The sequence below is a fragment of the Pedobacter sp. AJM genome, from assembly GCF_002197755.1.
Taxonomy (GTDB): domain Bacteria; phylum Bacteroidota; class Bacteroidia; order Sphingobacteriales; family Sphingobacteriaceae; genus Pedobacter.
Window position 1 is genome coordinate 999,397 of sequence record NZ_NHOT01000003.1, and the last position, 18,342, is coordinate 1,017,738.

General features: G+C 39.6%; 14 protein-coding genes. 9 read left to right on the forward strand and 5 right to left on the reverse strand.

Annotation, left to right across the window (positions count from 1 at the left end; translation table 11 throughout):
• Positions 1 to 32: 32 nt before the first annotated feature.
• Positions 33 to 2,351: a S8 family peptidase gene (locus CBW18_RS10085; RefSeq protein ID WP_088301153.1), complete on the reverse strand. Its 2,319-nt coding sequence runs from the start codon at positions 2,349 to 2,351 to the stop codon at positions 33 to 35.
• A 3-nt stretch (positions 2,352 to 2,354) separates the two neighbouring features.
• Entirely contained in the window at positions 2,355 to 3,470 is a 1,116-nt protein-coding gene (locus tag CBW18_RS10090; RefSeq protein WP_088301154.1) for an ATP-binding protein, read from the reverse strand.
• 285 nt (positions 3,471 to 3,755) lie between these two features.
• Between CBW18_RS10090 and CBW18_RS10095 the strand changes: the two genes are divergently transcribed.
• Both CBW18_RS10095 and CBW18_RS10100 read left to right on the forward strand, forming a co-directional pair.
• Positions 3,756 to 5,495, forward strand: a complete 1,740-nt coding sequence (locus CBW18_RS10095) for an AAA family ATPase (RefSeq protein WP_088301155.1) — start codon at positions 3,756 to 3,758, stop codon at positions 5,493 to 5,495.
• On the forward strand, positions 5,492 to 6,466 hold the full coding sequence (locus CBW18_RS10100) for a hypothetical protein (protein ID WP_088301156.1): 975 nt from the start codon (positions 5,492 to 5,494) through the stop codon (positions 6,464 to 6,466). Before CBW18_RS10095 ends, CBW18_RS10100 begins: the two co-directional genes overlap by 4 nt.
• Positions 6,467 to 6,612: 146 nt before the next feature.
• Here CBW18_RS10100 and CBW18_RS10105 read toward each other — a convergent pair whose 3' ends face one another.
• Both CBW18_RS10105 and CBW18_RS10110 read right to left on the reverse strand, forming a co-directional pair.
• Positions 6,613 to 7,161, reverse strand: coding sequence for an ImmA/IrrE family metallo-endopeptidase (locus CBW18_RS10105; protein WP_088301157.1), 549 nt, complete (start codon positions 7,159 to 7,161; stop codon positions 6,613 to 6,615).
• Between the two features lie 2 nt (positions 7,162 to 7,163).
• Positions 7,164 to 7,526 carry a helix-turn-helix domain-containing protein gene (locus CBW18_RS10110; protein ID WP_088301158.1) on the reverse strand — a complete coding sequence of 121 codons (363 nt, stop codon included), beginning with the start codon at positions 7,524 to 7,526 and terminating at the stop codon, positions 7,164 to 7,166.
• A 449-nt stretch (positions 7,527 to 7,975) separates the two neighbouring features.
• Here CBW18_RS10110 and CBW18_RS10115 point away from each other — a divergent pair, with 449 nt between their 5' ends.
• From CBW18_RS10115 to CBW18_RS10130, 5 genes are all read left to right on the forward strand, one after another.
• Positions 7,976 to 9,151, forward strand: a complete 1,176-nt coding sequence (locus CBW18_RS10115) for a multiubiquitin domain-containing protein (RefSeq protein WP_088301159.1) — start codon at positions 7,976 to 7,978, stop codon at positions 9,149 to 9,151.
• Positions 9,152 to 9,154: 3 nt separating this feature from the next.
• Positions 9,155 to 10,552 (forward strand): ThiF family adenylyltransferase, encoded by a 1,398-nt coding sequence (locus CBW18_RS10120; protein ID WP_088301160.1) that lies wholly within the window; start codon positions 9,155 to 9,157, stop codon positions 10,550 to 10,552.
• Between the two features lie 127 nt (positions 10,553 to 10,679).
• On the forward strand, positions 10,680 to 10,856 hold the full coding sequence (locus CBW18_RS21845) for a DUF6527 family protein (protein ID WP_371566721.1): 177 nt from the start codon (positions 10,680 to 10,682) through the stop codon (positions 10,854 to 10,856).
• Positions 10,857 to 11,007: 151 nt separating this feature from the next.
• Positions 11,008 to 11,184 carry a hypothetical protein gene (locus CBW18_RS21370; protein ID WP_172406490.1) on the forward strand — a complete coding sequence of 59 codons (177 nt, stop codon included), beginning with the start codon at positions 11,008 to 11,010 and terminating at the stop codon, positions 11,182 to 11,184.
• A 9-nt stretch (positions 11,185 to 11,193) separates the two neighbouring features.
• The gene (locus CBW18_RS10130; RefSeq protein ID WP_088301162.1) at positions 11,194 to 12,735 is read left to right on the forward strand and encodes a hypothetical protein; all 1,542 of its coding nucleotides are present in this window, start codon (positions 11,194 to 11,196) and stop codon (positions 12,733 to 12,735) included.
• 197 nt (positions 12,736 to 12,932) lie between these two features.
• On the opposite strand, the gene CBW18_RS10135 is transcribed toward CBW18_RS10130, so the two are convergent.
• Positions 12,933 to 13,244: a helix-turn-helix domain-containing protein gene (locus tag CBW18_RS10135; RefSeq protein ID WP_253249002.1), complete on the reverse strand. Its 312-nt coding sequence runs from the start codon at positions 13,242 to 13,244 to the stop codon at positions 12,933 to 12,935.
• A gap of 441 nt (positions 13,245 to 13,685) precedes the next feature.
• On the opposite strand from CBW18_RS10135, the gene CBW18_RS10140 reads away from it, so the two are divergent.
• Both CBW18_RS10140 and CBW18_RS10145 read left to right on the forward strand, forming a co-directional pair.
• The gene (locus CBW18_RS10140) at positions 13,686 to 15,152 is read left to right on the forward strand and encodes a TlpA family protein disulfide reductase (protein ID WP_140418656.1); all 1,467 of its coding nucleotides are present in this window, start codon (positions 13,686 to 13,688) and stop codon (positions 15,150 to 15,152) included.
• A complete protein-coding gene (locus CBW18_RS10145) occupies positions 15,149 to 18,337 on the forward strand; it encodes a SusC/RagA family TonB-linked outer membrane protein (RefSeq protein WP_088301164.1) in 3,189 nt (1,062 codons plus the stop codon). The genes CBW18_RS10140 and CBW18_RS10145 overlap by 4 nt, the downstream gene beginning before the upstream one ends.
• The last annotated feature ends 5 nt before the right edge of the window (positions 18,338 to 18,342 follow it).

Genomic DNA, 18,342 nt, shown 5'->3' on the forward strand with positions numbered 1-18,342 from the left:
TACTGACGTATTGAGATTCTGCAAAACACTTATTAATTGCTGTTTGTTGCATTTGAATTATTTTGCATAGCAGATATGCGATTTTCTAATTCAAGTTTAATAGGCACAAGCTCGGTATATCGAGCACGAACCTTTGAATAAATATCTACTTCTTTACTCGTTGTCGATAAAGTTAAGATCAATGCGTACCTTACTTTGGCATTTACATGCCTTTTGCCCCTCTCTAGCGCGTGGATAATAAACATCGGATTTTTGACTCCTTCGATTTTTTTTGTAATATTTCGCGTATCCAAACTATCCCATTTCAAATCTGCCTTTAAATCTTGTTCTTTTTTAAACGATGATTTTGCATTGTCTGTGGCTGGGTATTCAAAAGAGCAGGTCCATCCTTCATTTAGCAGTCTCTCCATTTCTTCGGGTTCTGCATTAATATCTAGCTTTCTTATCTTATTACCATTTTTAAAGTTGAACTTTGTTTCACTTGGATAAAACGAAGTTGTGATGGATGATGTCGAATAATCATCTGGACTTTGGGGATCAATTTTGGTCATCACAGCTGAAGTCCAGCGAAATGAAACCTTACCTTTGGTAATTTCATCCGACCAAGGGATAGGAAGTTTCACAAAGCTTCCCGAATTTATTTCCCCACTATAGATTAACGTATAGGATTGCTCAGGGCAAGTCGTTATTGTGCTGATATCTGACGGTAGAGTTCCGTGGCCAAAGTCAGTGTTATGTCCATCACCATGTTCACAAATACCATGAATAATCATAGCCCTAGTGACAAGGCTAGAAAGCTGTGCATTACTGTAACCAATGATTTTCCCAGCGGCAGAAGTGACCAATGGACTTGAGAAACTGGTACCCTGTGTCAAAGCCCGCTGGTTTGGTAAGTTCCCTAAAAGATGAATAGGATTTTGATCACACCCGCCAAATGCCGAAAGGTCAGGTTTAAGTTTATTCCCTTCCCTACCTGGGCCTATGCAGCTATAAGTTGCCCGATTAATTTTGCCATCGACTTTCGAATAGGCAGCAATTGCCAACCCATTTACCATATCCGATGGAGCTTGGATTCTATTATAGCCTATTTGACCACCATCATTGCCGACTGCTACGCAAAACAATACATCATATTGCTCACTTAACAAGTCACATGCAAATGTAAAGCGGCTGATATGATCATCGTAAATAGGTCCCCGTGGCCCAAGACTTAAGTTATAAACTTTGATTTCAGGATTAGCAGGAATAATTTTTTCAATGGCGTCTACAATCTGGTATAAATCTGGATCTACCGCCATAGATTGTGAGATAACCCTGAAGTTTTTTACACAAACCAATGGCTCAACTAATTGTTGTGCGTTCTGATACTCGTTTAGGGCTCCATATAATACCGCGCTTGTAACCTGTGTACCATGGCTAGCACAATCAGGTATCGGGTCACCACTGATACAGTCTTCGGTTGTTACATATTGGTCAAGCGCTGGGTTTCCGTTTATGTAGCCGCCGTCAATAACTCCGACCGTAACGTCAGGGCGGGAAGTAAAAATTGGAGGTTTTGGTGCTCCATTCACCGGAAAAGCGCGGGTGCTCACAAAATGTTTGAACTCCAAAGGATGTAATGTCCGCAGAGGATTATACCCACTAAGTAATGAAACTACATCTCGATTACCCATTAGGCTGACAAAAGTTATTCCGTCTTCGTACTGGTGATAATTTATACTTTCTGCGGAAACCCCTGCAAGAGTTAAAAGCTCTAAAAAACGCAATAAAGACTGATTTTGGTCAACATTAAAAGGATGAAGAACGGCTTCTAGCCTTCCTTGCTCCCAATCATTCGAAATTCCGACTACCTGTTCTTCGTCCTTAAGTAAATCTATGCTCACCAATTTTCGAACATCATTCACGAAAGCTTTGGTCAGTGATGAAGCTGACTTATTAAGTTGTTTTTTAAATTTATCCAAACTCTCGTCGGTGCCCCGAACAAAAAACATTTTAGCTTCCAACGTTTCTCTTTTAGTCTCTTTCGATATATTTTCTTTGCTTCTCCAAATCCTAGAGCCAATTTCCTGTAACCCAAAGCGCTCAGTATCTGTGTCGAAGAGGGTTTCAGGATAGTAGCTTTTGGCCGAAAAGTCAGGGTGCATTCTAATGCACATTACCACTTCATTAGGTAGCCTAGAAGATTGCGGCAACGAACGAATTTGCTCTTTGACCAAGTCAATATCTTTTGACAGCCGCTCACGGGCCTCTTCAAAGCTCACGGGATATGATTTTGGACCACCACCGGATCTCTTTGTTACAGGGATGCTGTATAGTTCTCCTTTGTATAGAATTGGCTTTCTTGTGCTCATAGTTTATTTCTTTAAATGATGTTGGACTCCCGAGACACTCAATCCTGTCAGCTCCGCGATCTTTCTTACCGAGATTTTAGCGCCATAACTTTGTTTAAGAAGTTGACAAAATTTCCCTTTGACTTTTTTATCCAAACTTCCAGCCTCAAGCTCATTAAGTGTTGCTGGTAAAAGCTTCTCTTGTTTCAATATGATTCTTTTCTTTACTCGATGGGCAAGCTTTACAATATCAGAGGCACTTCTCCCTTCCAATAGTGTAGAAATGATCTCAAGCAAATTATTTTCAAATTTATCTTCCTCTTCCAAAGGAAAAAGATTGAATGAAAAAATCGATGACGCTTCATTTGCTGAAGGCATAGGTATTTCAATTACCATATCAAACCTCCTCCATATTGCTCGATCAAGCAATTCGGGGTGATTGCTTGTAGCAATAAGCATAGAGTTTGATGGCCAATCCTCAAGTTCCATCAAGAGTACATTAACTACACGCTTAATTTCTCCAAGATCAGAGTTGTCGTCACGCTTTTTTGCTATAGCATCGAATTCGTCGAGTAAAAGAACTGAGTTGTTTTGCTTAGCGTAATTCAGCACTTTTTTGATGTTGTGTCCAGTCTTACCTAGTAAGTTTGAAATCGAGGAAGACAAATCCAAAACCACAAGGCTTTTGCCAAGTTTTGCTGCAATATCTCTTGCTAGCATCGTTTTTCCCGTGCCGGGATTACCAATAAGCATCAACTTATTGATTGGCTTAACACCATTTCTAAGCAATGTCTCTTTGTTGGTCCATTCATTCAAAATTCCTGCTATCTGTTCTCGTAACATAACGTTAAAGACTGGGCTTTGCGAGTCCTCACTTTGTGGAGAAAAAACTTGTGCCATTTCCAAATGAGTTTCGGAATCTGTTGGAACTGGATTTCCGGGTATTCCCCTTAGTCCTGCATCACCTACATGCTGTATGGTATTTATTTTATTATAAATGGCGTCGCTCAGCTCGGGGTTATCTTTTTTTAATACCCTCGCGAGGGACAAAGAAATCGTTTCTACTCGAGTTTTGTCGCCTGATAATCCTGCTGCTACGATATCAGCTATAAAGAGATCGGTGTTCTGTTTATTTTTCATTTAAGTTATTACAGTACATCAAAAATATGCATTATGATTTAAAATATCAATAAATGTGCGGTATTATTTTAATTTTTTAATTTACCGTACAAAAATAGTTGACATTGTTTTAGTAACCTACAAAAAAGGATGGGGTAGATATATATTGGCTTTGTTTAAAAAACTGGAAGCAACTGAATTATTTAGTACGATAGCCGTCGCAAAGATCAGTTGTACTTTGAGTATAATTTTATACTTTGCACCTATGGCTTTCATGATCTAGAATTAATTGCTCAAAATAATTATATGGAACTTGTATACACTTGGATAAAGGGAGAAAAAATACTAAACAATTTTGAACTTAATATGGGATGGAAGGATAGATTTTCCTATGACCCAGACCTGAATATCCTAATAGGAGAAGAAGATCCCGACCATATTAAGGATTTTTTTTCTCATGGCGTAAGTAATATAACAGCCTTCGTGGGGAGTAACGGCTCAGGAAAGTCTACAGCGTTAGAGTTTCTCATTAATTCCCTTCCGAAAGGACAGAGTCAGGATCCCGTAGCTATAATAATCCACTATAGCACACAATACCAGAAACTTATAATTTATGCCCATGAATCCGTTGCTAAAAAATTACAAGTCCAGACAGATCGCCACTACGAATTGGTAAACACATTGAGAAACCAATACGATTACCAAGACGTAATATATTACACAAACAGTTTTTACGATAGGGTAATTGAAAGAGATCTCCAAGGCCTTCACAATGCATCTCTTAGCAACATGTTATTTGCGCCCAGCCCAGGAAAGAGTACCAATTCTCGTAGAACAGGGGATAGCTTTACGCTGAGGTTCAAGTTTAGCGAGTACGCAAGAACTATAGCGTTTCTATACAGTAATATTGATAAAAACCTAGAGATCAGTCTTCCTAGTTATTTAATGATTTCTACCATTTTTTCGCCAGAAATAGATTCAGAAGACTATTATATCAATCCCGAAAACTCCCAGCGGTACAAAGAGCTTTATGATCAAATAGTAACGTACTACAACGACAAATTAGAAATTACAACCACACTCAAGGCTAAGTTTTTGTTGATTGTTGAGCGCAATTTGGTGCTTGACGAGCTTATGCTCCACAACCTTCTTGAAATAAAAAGCTCATTGATACAGTCGATGCTCAAAAATCCTGTCGAAATAGCAGATATTCTTCATGGGGGTAGTAAAAAATCGAACCAAATTACTGATTTCGTAGATTATCTCGGAAATTTAATTGGAGAGGACGATGTCTCAGCAGGCATGAATATTGCCTGGATTGACATTCGTAAAACTAGTCCGCGTGAGATACCGGGATTGCTAGCTCAACTTAGACGCCTCAGCAACTATGATTCGAACTTTATTCAGTTAGGCCTTTCCCATCAGAAAATGATTTTTGGAGAATCCAGTTCCGGAGAGCTAGCCCTATTAAGTATGCTATCAAGATTATTCGCTCTTTCCAGTTCACAGCAACGGATGGCAAACCTTCAGATTTACGACAGTATCCTTATTCTAATGGATGAGCCCGAACTGTATCTCCACCCGATTTATCAAAAGAACGTTATTAATTATTTAACCGAGCTGTTACCTCAAATCTTCAGTAATATAAACGTTCAGGTGATTCTCACATCCCATTCGCCATTCATCATATCTGATCTACCAAAAAGAAATGTATGTTTCTTTACCGGCAACAAGAGCTTTATTGCCAGCGAACTAATGGAGCACAAGCAGACATTTGCAGCAAATATTCATACATTGTTATCAGACTCCTTTTTTCTTGACAACGGATTTATAGGAACATTTGCCAAGAAGAAGCTAGATACGGTAATCAGAGATTTGAACACCACCAAAGAAATTTCTCCTGAACGCAAGGTTGAGATCAATAAAATAATAGTTTCCATTGGAGAGCCTATTCTAAAGCGAAAACTATTGGAAATGTTTAACGACAAATTCAATCAGGACTTAGAAAATCGAATTACAACCATTGAGAAAAGATTGGGGATATGATAAGAGTCTTTATTACAAAAAATAATGCAGTTAAAGACCATTATAGTAGAGTGTGCAATGATAGCAGAGTTAGAACCCTAGGCCTAACATCCATCATCAACAGAAAAATAAATGACACTGCACCTCACGAGGCAATGAAAATAATGTTCTATACTTCTTTGCTTTTAGACTTAGATCCATTGGCACAGGAAAACCTGATAACTGGAAAGCCAGCATATCTTCAGGGTAGGATTGATCATTATGAAACCAACTTCACCGCATTGCTTACCGATGATTTCAAGAAAGAGGTACTAGAAAAGGTATTCTTTTATTCAAACTACAAGAAATGGGAGGCTTACAAACTCGCTGAGGACTTGAGTACGAACGTATGCCCATATTGCAATAGGCAATATATATTTACACTTAGCGGAAATGCAATAGGGAATATACGCCCGCAGTTTGACCACTTCTTTGATAAGGCAACCTATCCTTATCTATCCATGTCCTTTTACAACCTGGTTCCATCTTGCGCAATCTGCAATTCAGACCTGAAAGGCTCTGCGAAATTCACCCTGCAAGAAAACATTCACCCCTATCTTGAAGATTTTAGCGGGTTAAGCTTTTCTATACGCCCAAAGAATGTGGATTTTATAAACGGCAAAAGCAGCGCATATCGTATTAGATTCAGAAATACTGGCGGATTGTCCCATGACCAACTAAGAAAATGCTTTTCAAACATTTCAGTCTTCCAGCTTTCAAAACTCTACAACAGGCACAAGGACCACTCAGACGAGCTGATCATTAAATCCAGAATATATAATCAGGCTTATATTGAGGCATTGTTTAATCAGTTTAATGGAACATTGTTCAAGGATTTAAATGACGTTAAAAGACTAGTTTCATCCAATTATACAGAAGAGAAAGACTTTGAGAAAAGGCCGTTATCGAAAATGACCGCTGATATCTGTAGAGAACTCGGATTGTTTATGTAATTCAAGCTTAGGTGCAACTTATAATTGACAAGATAAGTATTTATCAATGCCCTCGTGCAATAGATTAGCTTAGTATTTTGCCACGAACAGTAACAGTCACATCCTTCGCTCAAATTAATTAGGCTTGAACAACCTGATTATAACGACTAAAATTTCAACAGACCAGAATTTAATATTCGATAGTACATAGCTTGCGAAGATACGTCAAAAATCTTCGCTAGATTCTTAATCTCGTCCTCACTACCTAAATCGAAGTCAATATTATCGATAGCTTCTTTAAGCAAGCGGTCGGGCATAAGAATATAGGCCGCAAATGTATTAGCCTCACGCTCTAATATTTGCGTTTCTTCAGATAGCCCAGAATTAGCACTTCGAAAAATCGCACTAAAACCTTTGTCCATAAACATAGAGGAAAGTTCTCGGTGCAAAACAAAGTGGCCTAATTCATGGGCAATTGTGAAACGCCTCCTAACCCGAGACTCACTTTGGTTATACCCTATGACTCCCTTACCATCTTGAATAACCAAAACTCCGGAGATGTCATCTTCAAAATCGAAGGGGGATACTGTCAGCCCAGTCTTTTTGGCAACATCTTCAATCTTTACGGGAAGGCTACTTAATTTCATCCCCTGCAAAATCTCATCAACTTGCTTTTTGATAAACTGTATTGACCTACTATGGTTTCGAGTAATCATGCTTATTTGTTAATCTGTCTTAAGAATTGTTGCATTGAACTTTTGACGCGCTCGTTCAAATCAAGCATAGAGTCCGCTACCACTGCCGAGAAATCTACATCTGGCACTTCAACGTTTTCCTCTAGCTTTTCAATATTAAGCTCAATCGGGATTAGATCAATGTAATCTACTTTCAGAATGCGCGCAATGGTTACTAGAAGAAATATCGATGGCCGTTGCCTACCCTTTTCAATATTAACAACCGAGGCTCTTGTCATGTTTAATAATTCTGAGAATACTTCCTGACTGATGTTGGCACTTAATCGAAAATTACGGATTCGTTCTCCAATTTGTTCATAAAAAGATTCTTCTGATAGCGCGTTCATAACTTGTTGATTCTAAATATCATAATACAAATATGATTATTATTTAGAAAACATCCAAATAATTTTGCGAAATTTAACAATTAATAAATTTTGTAATATTTTACATTTTATTTGTTTTTGTAAAATTTCACCTTATATTTGTAAAGAAATAAAAAAAGCCAAGAGCACAGCTCTCAGCTTTGTAAATTTTTCAGGTAGTCAATTAGGCTTAGCCCGCCTCGTTAAAAACCTCTTTTGATTCGTGGTTGTTTCAAAGGTAGTGACTATCTTTCAATTTTACAAGCAAAATAGGATGAAACCTATTGAGAAGCACTATTGGTAATCCGTTTAATTAAATTTTAATCAAGGCTATAATACATTTTTAATCCCGCAGCAGTCTATATCTGCTATCGCCTTTATCTGAGGCACAATTAATAGTATTACTAGTTAAAATTTAATTTATTCAAAAAATGGAAGATAAATCTTTCCCGGGCCTAAAGCCCCAAGTCTATAATGCAACGGTTAACGATAAGAAGATAACTGTTAAAACACCTAAAATTACTGGTGCCGAAATATTGAAGGAAGCTGGAATAAAAGATCCAGAATGCCATACGCTATATCAAAAGTTGAAGGGCGGCGACTTCAAAAAAATATCGATGGATGAAATTGTTGACCTTGGTGACCATGGTGAAGAGCATTTTGTCACAAAAGATGCCGAGGTATTCAATTATCTAGTCGATGGAGAGCCAGAAACAACAGACAAAAAAACTTTGACCCCTCTTCAGATAATGGAGCTGAATGCGGTGGACACCAAAGATTTCTACCTTGTACAGTTGCTGGACAAAGAAGAAGAAATTGATTATGCATACTCTCCCGACGAATCGATCAAGATGCACTGCAAAGGCATGCGGTTCGTTACGCGCAAATGGCTGGACATCGTAGACGTTGAAGCATATGGTAAGCAATGTAAGGAGGTTCCGCCTGCTAGAATTTATAGGATCAAAGTGGATAAACGCTACCACGATTGGAACAAAAGGTTTATTACCGTTGCTGAACTTATCAAGATGGAGTATCCGAACAGCTCGGCTCAATTTGAGGTTTACAAATTCGTGAACACAAGCCCTAAGCCCATTAAATTGAATTCTTCGGAACAGATAGATTTGACCGAAAAATGCCTGGTCAGGTTTACTATCCAACCAAAAGAGCAGACTGATGGCTTGCAGTCGGAGAAGGAAGAAGTTGTTCTTCGCAGGGAATTTGAGCTGCCTGAAGAAGATATCGATCATTTGAACAGTCTTGGCCTCCCTTGGGAGGCCATTGGCAATCCTGTTACTGGATCTGTAATGTGGTTGTTGATCCATGAATTTCCGATGCCTGATGGATATAACCAAGATCAAGCAACTATTGCTTTGATGATTGCCCCATCTTATCCTGCCACAGAAATAGATATGGCATATTTCTTCCCCGCTTTATCTAAGGTTTCGGGAAGGGGTATAAATGCCTTGGCTGCACAACCAATTGATGGTAATACCTACCAGCGCTGGTCAAGGCACCGTGCGCCTGGCCAATGGCGACCAGGGGTTGATAATATTGCCAGCCATCTTTGTCTGGTAGAAAATTGGTTGATTAAAGATTTAGGGAGGTAGGCTATGAATACACTGAGAATTTCCGGCCATCACTATGGCCAGCTAAAAGAGCATTTATTTCCAGGCGATAATAAAGAAGCCGTTGCAGTGGCGTTATGCGGGCGAAGTGTCCATAAAGATAATGAGGCATTTTTGGTGCAAGAGCTTTTGCTAGTCCCATATGACCTTTGCGACAGAGAAAAGGATTACATTACCTGGCCAACAGATATCATCAATCCTTTTCTAGAAAAAGCTGCAAAACGTAATTTGGCAATTGTTAAATTCCATTGTCATCCAGGTCCCGGAGTACATGAATATTTTTCAGACCTGGACGATTTTGCAGATCAGACCCTGTTTAAAAGTATTCAATCCTGGCTTGACAATGAGCATGGTCACGCCAGCTGCATTATGCTTCCTGATGGCCGTCTCTTTGGTCGGGTATTCAGGGAAGAAATGCAGATTGAGCCCTTGCATAAGGTATTGATTGCGGGAAGCGACGTGCAGGTTTGGCGATATTTCGACGGCGGTTGCGTAATTGCGGATGATGCCCAGATAAGGAACAAACAGGCATTTGGGGAAAAAACCATATCTGAACTCAATAAAATGAAGATTGGTGTTGTTGGTTGTTCCGGTACTGGCAGTATAACTATAGAACAATTGAAAAGATTGGGAGTGGGCGAACTGGTACTTGTGGATCCAGATTACATCGACGGCCTTAACCTAAATAGAATAATCGGCTCTAAACGCCATGATGCCGATATCAAAGAGTTTAAGACAGAGGTAATGAAAAGGGAAATCTTAGCCTTAGAAATCGGCACAAAAGTTACGACATTCACCTCTGATATTTCCAAAAGAGAGGTAGTTAAGGAGCTTTCCGATTGCGATTTCCTCTTCAGTTGTGTAGATGGCGCTGAAGGTCGGCACATGCTAAATCTGATATCATCGTTCTATATCCTGCCGTTAATCGACATGGGCGTAAAATTGAATGCAGATGGCAAGGGCGGCATCAACAACATTTTTGGACAGGTACATTTCATTCAGCCAGGCGGGTCAAGTTTATTGAATAGGCACCAGTACGGTTTAGACCGTCTGCTTTCAGAGTCCATAAAAAGGGTGGACGGTGAGGAGCATGCGAGGAACCAATATCTGGCCAATGTCGGCGAAAGCAGTCCGGCAGTTATCAGTATAAATATGCAGGTTTCCGCGACAGCTATCAATGATTTTTTAGCTCGTATACACCCCTTCAGAAACATGCCAAACTCAGAGGTTGACATAATCAAAATCGATTATACCGACTGTGTTTCATATTCCGAGTCAATGAAAGAACCCTGTCTGTTTTTCAACAAATGGATTGGGAGGGGAGATATCGAGCCATTATTAAACAGTCCAGAATTAAGCAAGCATGTTCAAAAGGTTCATTAATTGGATAACGGCATTATTTGGGAAAAGAACGCTGTATACCTATAAGATAGCTGAAGATGTCCCTGACAAGATGAGGGATAAAACGGTTTATCTTATAAGCAACCAGGGCTACATTTGGCAATGCGTCATGCTCTGTCCTTGTGGCTGCGGGGAAAGTCTCTACACCAACCTGATGGATGACTTCGACCCATATTGGAAATATGTCATTGAAGAAAAAACAATTTCCCTCAAGCCTTCGATAGATAGGCTGGTGGGTTGCAAAAGCCACTTTTTTCTCACACATGGAAAGATTATTTGGTGCTAGTTCGCATGTGCTTAGTAAAAAAAACAACAATCTAGAAAAACTTTTTCTGGATTGTTTGTTTTTATAGATATTGATATTTAGATTAGAGTAGTAATTTCAATTTAACGTTCGTATCTTTGCCGTCCCAAAAACGGCATGAATTATTTTTATTATGGAAAAACTTCAAGCATCCCAGATTTTAATGCCAGGCGCTGAAATCAAGGCTATTAGACTTAAACAGTCTAAAGCTGTGAAAGACGCTATCGCTGCAACCTTCCAATTGCAGGAAGAAATCCTCAAATTAAAAGATGTAGATCAAGAAACGCTAAAACTTGTAGTACAGTTATAAACTAGTGTTTTGAAGATTCTCGCTTTCAATGAGGATAATTTAGCGTCCTCACTCTCAAATAAACATACAACTCCTGAACAGGTAAAGCTCAAACAGCATTACAGATATTTCTTGAAATACCTGAGCAGTGCGGAACTTGGGGCTAAAACTATCTTGATAGAAGAGGGCTATATCAGTCGCGACTATCTTCATGATTACGCCTCCTATTATGCACTTTGTTTCGAAAACTACGAAAAGGTTTGTCGAAGGGTGCATTTTTTTGATATAAAGGTTACCAAAAAAATGTTCATGGAGAACATACTGAAACCTAAGGAAGAGGCGAAAGAGTTCTGGTCGCATTATGTAGGTTTTGTAGTGGTAAAGCCAATTCCGGTGAAGATGATTGGTTATACAGTTCTAAAGACGTATTCTAACGGCGAAAAACTCAACGACCGCAATTTCTGGGGATTGAGAACCTATAAGATTAATCTGTACGGAACTGCAATAAAACTAAAATCTTTGGCTTTCCAGGAACAGGATTCCGTCATCGCCGCCTGTGCCACAACGGCCATCTGGTCGATGTTGAACAAGGCCGCGGTAGATTTCCATACGATCCTGAAGTCTCCTAGTCAGATTACCCTGGATGCGGACAACGTTTCTCCTGACGGAAGCCGTTTGTTCCCGAACAAGGGATTGAGCATCTTACAGATCTCACAAGCCATTTTGAACTCCGGACTTGTATCGGAAATTAAAGAAGCAGACCACAGGACGGCTGCGCATCCTTTCAAAGTGGTAAGTAACCATTACCTAAAAAAGATGATTAATGCTTATTCTGGAATAGGCATACCTATCATCTTGGTTATAAGGGTTCCCAATGGTGGTCAGCATGGGCTTCACGCAATAACAGTATCGGGATTTAAGACCCTAACTCCCCAGCCTATAGCTCCTCAAAAAAAGATGAGTTACATGTCGGATAATATTGACAAGATATATGCACATGACGACCAATGGGGGCCTTTTGTGAGGATAAACTTCGAAGGAGACTTTAATCTAATTACACCGTGGACAGAAGGGCATAAACAAAAAGAACCTACACTTGTCAAAAACATTGTGTTGCCTGTCTACCCAAAGGTCCGGATTTCTTTTCAGGATCTTGAGGTTATCGTTGCCGGTTTAGATACTATTTTAACATTCTTCTTCGATGGAGTAATCGTTGCAGATCTGGTTTGGGATATTAAAATAGAGTACAGCGAAAAATATAAGACTATTATAAAAGGTTCAGGGTTGGATAATGCAAAAAAGGTAGAACTGCTCACCACTAGCCTACCAAAATATGTTTGGATCGCATCTTGCTATATTGGACAGCACAAGTTGATGTGTTTTACTTTCGATGCCACTAATATCAACCATGCCATGATTGGTCTAAGTGTTATTTCCTATCTGCCGGATAATATCCAGAACGAACTGATAAAATTTTTGGATTTAAACAGGGATAGTCTTCAATACCTGTTCAAGCATATGGCAAGTGAAAGATATTATGAATTTCTGATCAGTGAACTGGTCAAGAAGTGACGTGCAGCAGATATCATTTTCTGAACATCCATAAATTAACATTTCGTAATTGATATCATAACAAGTAATGCTCGTGAAAGGCTTATTATCTAGTAAAATCTCACTAAAATGGGTTGCCGACAGTTAGGTATCAACGTAAATTTTCATATAATTCTTAAAGAATATTCTTTTGAACCCCGTTTATGAAGATACAAAGCCTATTTTATGATTAGCATTTCATCAACACCTATATTAAGTTTATCTGCTATTGCTTTAATCATACTAATAGAGGTATTTGTTTCAGCCCTTTCTATTCGTCCAATTTGCCTAGTATCAAATTTAGTAAGTTCGGCAAGCTTTTCTTGAGTGATACCTTGCTTCTCTCTGATTTCAATTAACTTTCGACCTACGGCTTCTAAATACTTCTGATCTCTATACTGTTTTCCCACAGAACTAAAGTCAAAATATAAAAGAATTAATGTTAGGACATATTTGTCCTTTTTACCTTTTATTATTATATTTGAAAACATAATAACTTATTGTTAATAAGTTATTTAATTTTTGGTATTAATAAGAGTCTCGCTTGCTAAATTCTGACAATTGCGATTGAACGAGACAATAGATTAATGCCCATGACAATATTATGTGTAATTTCGTCTTACACTATAGCGTTATGGGCTCTATTGTATTCGTTTCAAAAGGCCGTCAGAAGCCTAGCAAGATGATATATAGAGCCTGCTATAGTGCATTTATATCTGAGACTCGTATAAACCTATACGAGTATGAACTTTAAATCGACACATCTTTTCAATCACCTTATCTCCTTGGTGATCTGCGCTCCAGAATAGCTTTATAAATATGGCAGGGGACCCTAATGGTTAATGATAAATAGGTTCTTTATAATGCTCCCTGCCTTATTTTTTTCACTTCTTTTTAAAGAATATTTCTTCTAAAACCAACTAACCGAATTCATGAAAAAAACGATAAAAATAGTCGTAATGGCTATGCTATGCCCTTTTCTTTCCAATCGCGGAGGGCCATACAAGAAAGGAAAACAGCAAAGACCAATTACCATCAGACCACTTGCAACACTTGCATTTAGAGAAATTAGGCCAAAGAAATTATTCCACAGCTTAACAATATTAGTCTCGGCAGTAATGTTTTCTTTTATCAGCCGCGTAAAAGGACAAGAAAGTTATTCGAATATCCAATCTTTACGGATTGGGGAAAAAGTGCCGGAAAATTTCTGGAAGATAAAACATACTTTTTTCGGCCAAGGAAAAATTACTGTTCATGATCTATCCATATATAGGGGCAAACTCCTTGTCCTAGACTTCTGGGCCACATGGTGCGGTAGCTGTGTAGCACATATGCCGGATAATGAAAAAATTTCAACGGAATTAGATGGTATTTTTTCGCTAGTGCCCATCACCAGGGAACCTTATACTAAAATCTTCAGTTTTTTTTCAAACAATGATCATGTTAAGAACGTCAAGCTCCCAACAATTGTATCGGATGTTACCTTGAAAGAATTTTTCCCCCATCAGATCTTGCCCCATTATATATGGATAAGTAAAGAGGGCGAAGTGCTTGCTTCATCTGAACATGAGATGTTCACAAAAGAAAATATCCGAAAATTAACTAAGGGCAAAACAGTTTTACTGGATAAAAAAATTGATCAGGATATAAATAGTCCCCTTTATTTATCAAAAGAGATCCAGGCCAATGTTGAAGTTCGTCAATCTACAATACTCATCAAAGGCCGCATTAAGGGACTGCCCACTATCAAGAAAACAAGATCAATAGAAAATAAAAAAACTGGTGTGCTGTATGCTAACCAATCTTTATTAAGAATCTTTGCAGATCTGGGAAAAGGCTTAATCCCTGGCTTCAACCGTAAGAGAATAATAGTTGAGCATGATAACCATACCCCATTGCAATCAGATAATGGAGAATTGGGAGATGAAGAATATTACTCTTTCGACGTTAACCAAATCCAACTCACAGATTCCATATTGCTTGAGCAGCTAAATCTTTCTTCCGGATTTTTAGGCAGAATAGAGAACAGAAAGATCGCCTGCATGATACTTTCAAAAGTTGGCTCAATTCAAAAATTGGCCTCAGTAGGCGGCAAAAAGGTTAACGGGCTTTTCGAAAAAGATTCCAGTTACATCCTCAACGGCACAATTAAGGCGATGGTCGCGAGAATGAATGATATTGATATCCCTCTGCCGCTTGTCATTGATGAGACCGGGATCAGTGAGCGTATCGATATCAGCCTTAAATCAGATCCATCAGATTTAAAGGGACTAAACAATGAACTGAAAGAGTATGGCCTGGCACTTATCCCACAGGACAGAACGATCGATATGCTTGTGATATCAAAGGGGAAAACAGTTCAACAAAAATCAACGGAAATTCAAAAAGCAGGATTATGAGAAATGCCCTATTGACATTATTATTTATATCGGTTTCAACATTTGTCCATGGACAATATATCGTGAAGGGAAGAATAACGGGTGCCAACATGAGTCTTGCTGGTGCCTCAGTAAAATCAACCGATAATAAAATAAACATCACCAGTGATTCAGCCGGACGCTTCGAGTTCCGCACATCTGAAAAAGAAATTACGCTATTGATTTCGCACATTGGTTTTAATACAGAAAAACTAATAGTAAAGCTACCACAGGATTTACCACTTACGATTAACCTTAATGCATCTGAAAGCCAACTGGAAGACGTATCAGTATCTACAGGTTATCAGTTTGTACCTAAAGAACGATCAACCGGAGCTTTTGATTTCATCAAAAAAGAGACCTTCAACGAGCAAATCAGCACTGACGTGCTGAGCCGTCTTGAAGCTGTTGCAAATGGTGTAAGTTTTAATAGGACCACGCAATCAGCTTCAGGATTGATCATCAGAGGGCTAAGTACCCTCAGTGGACCAAAACAACCGCTTATCGTTGTTGACAATTTCCCATATGAAGGCGACCTGAATAACCTGAACCCAAATGATGTAGAAAATATCTCTATTTTGAAAGACGCGGCTGCATCTTCAATCTGGGGGACCAGGGCAGGCAATGGAGTTATTGTGATCACAACCAAAAAGGGAAAGTTGAATACCGCTTTAAAAACGGAATTCAACACCAATTTAACAATAGCAGGTGAGCCAGATCTTTCTTACATACCGCAGCTTTCTTCATCAGTCTATATCGATATTGAGAAGATGCTCTTCGCAAATAAATACCGCTTTTCAGACACATCTTCGACCAGACGCCTTCCATTCAGCCCGGCATATGAGCTGATGTTCAAACAGCTTAATGGTAAAATAAGCAAGACAGATTTGGAACGGCAGTTATCTGGTCTTGCAGCCGTTGACCTAAGAGATGAGTACCAGAATGCTACATATAGGAAAGCCATCAACCAACAGTATGCATTAGCTTTGAGCGGTGGATCGGCGAAAGCGTCATGGTATTTTTCTTCGGGCTATGACAGAAATATCAGTAACCTTCATGCTGTTTACAACCGGGTAAATCTCAATTTCCAGAATTCTTATGCTCCGGCGAAATTCGTAAAGCTCAACACGGCCATCCGCTACACCCAGAGCCAAAGCACCGGAGGAAGGCCTAGTTATGGAAGCATTAGGATGACCAATCAGGAACTTCCGCCATATACAAGGTTTATGGATGATAACGGAAATGCTTTATCGATCGCGAGGACCTATAGACAGAATTATATCGATACTGTGGGAAAGGGAAAGCTATTGAACTGGAATTACTATATGGATGATTACCAGAATAATTCCTCTGTGAATAAGATTAGTGACCTTGTCTTAAACGTCGGTGCAGATCTCAGCCTGGCCAAATGGTTAACCGGAGAGCTCAAGTACCAATATGAGAAGCAGGATGCAAATTCCGATTTTTTAAATGGCGCGGACAGTTATTTCGCGCGAAACCTGATCAATCAGTATAGCCAGATCAACCAGGCAGCTGGCACGGTAAAATATATTGTTCCAAAGGGTGGCATACTGGACCAGTCAGCAAATCTGCTTATAGCCCAGTCCTTCCGTGCACAGCTTAATTTTAACAAGGCATGGGGTAAACATGAAGCTACGGCATTGGCCGGAGCAGAACTGAGGGACCAGAGCCTCAACGGAACAACCAACAGAACTTTTGGATATGACCCCGAACTGATCACCTATCAGAATACGGACCTCACCATATCCTATCCAAGTATTGTAAACGGGGCAAGGTCGTTTATTCCGGATATGTCCGGTTTCATAGGGACAACCAACCGCTTCGTATCCGCGTTTTTTAACGGCGCATATACTTATGATGGAAAATATGTCATCTCAGGAAGTGCGAGGAGGGATGCATCGAACTTGTTCGGTGTAAACGCCAACGATAAATGGAACCTTTTGTGGTCCGTGGGTGGGGCATGGAGCATCAGCCGCGAATCTTTTTACGACGTGCAATGGCTTTCCTATCTAAAGCTGAGGGCAACATACGGGTTTAGCGGAAATGTAGACCTTAATCGGTCGGCGGTAACCACTGTACAGTTTCTGAACACCTCTCCCTACACACTTACACCTATAGGACGTTTCTCACAGTTTGCCAATCCTGAGCTCAGATGGGAAAAGGTGAGGATGACCAATGTAGCCATTGATTTTGCAACTACAGGAAACAGGATCTTTGGCAGTATTGATTTTTTCTGGAAGCATTCCAGTGACCTGTTCGGGCCTTCACAGATGGACTATACTACAGGTACATCGACCACAATCACACGCAACATCGCTTCTCTCAATGGAAAAGGATTTGACTTGGCGCTTAATTCGGTAAACTTAAGTGGACCCATTAAATGGACAACCAATATAAATTTTAGCATTTACCGGGACAAAGTAGGTGCATATTACAAAAACGCAGTAAATGGAAGTGATTTTCTGACCGGGGCATCGCCCAGTGTAACAGCAGTTTCAGGAAAGCCTTTGTATGCCATGTATTCATACCGTTGGGAAGGGCTGGACCCGCAGAACGGTGATCCGGTCGGCTTTATCAACGGGCACAAAAGCAAAAACTACAATGCCATCACAGGGGATTCGACAAAAGTCACGGACCTCATATATAGCGGATCAGCGTTACCCACGGTTTATGGCTCTGTTGGAAATTCTGTGAGTTACAAGAACTTTTCGGTTACGCTCAGGGTACTCTTTAATCTGGGATACTATTATCGAAGGGGAGCAGTGAACTACAGCACACTATTTTCCTCAAACCTGGGCGGGCACCCTGAACTGGAAAACCGATGGAAAAAGCCCGGGGATGAGATAAGTACAAATGTTCCGTCGATGGTATATCCCACAAGCAGTAGCCGTGACAGTTATTATGCCGGTTCTGAGGCTACAATTGAAAAAGGCGACCATGTCAGGTTACAGTATATCAATCTTTCCTATGATTTCACGCGGAATGCCTTAAGAAAACTTCCTTTCCAGAACCTGCGGATTTATGCAAACATCAGCAACCTGGGCATCTTATGGGCTGCCAATAAAGAGGGTATAGATCCCGAGTACCGGCTAAATGCGGTCCCACCACCAAAAACATTTGCTTTTGGAATAAACCTCACACTTTAAATGAT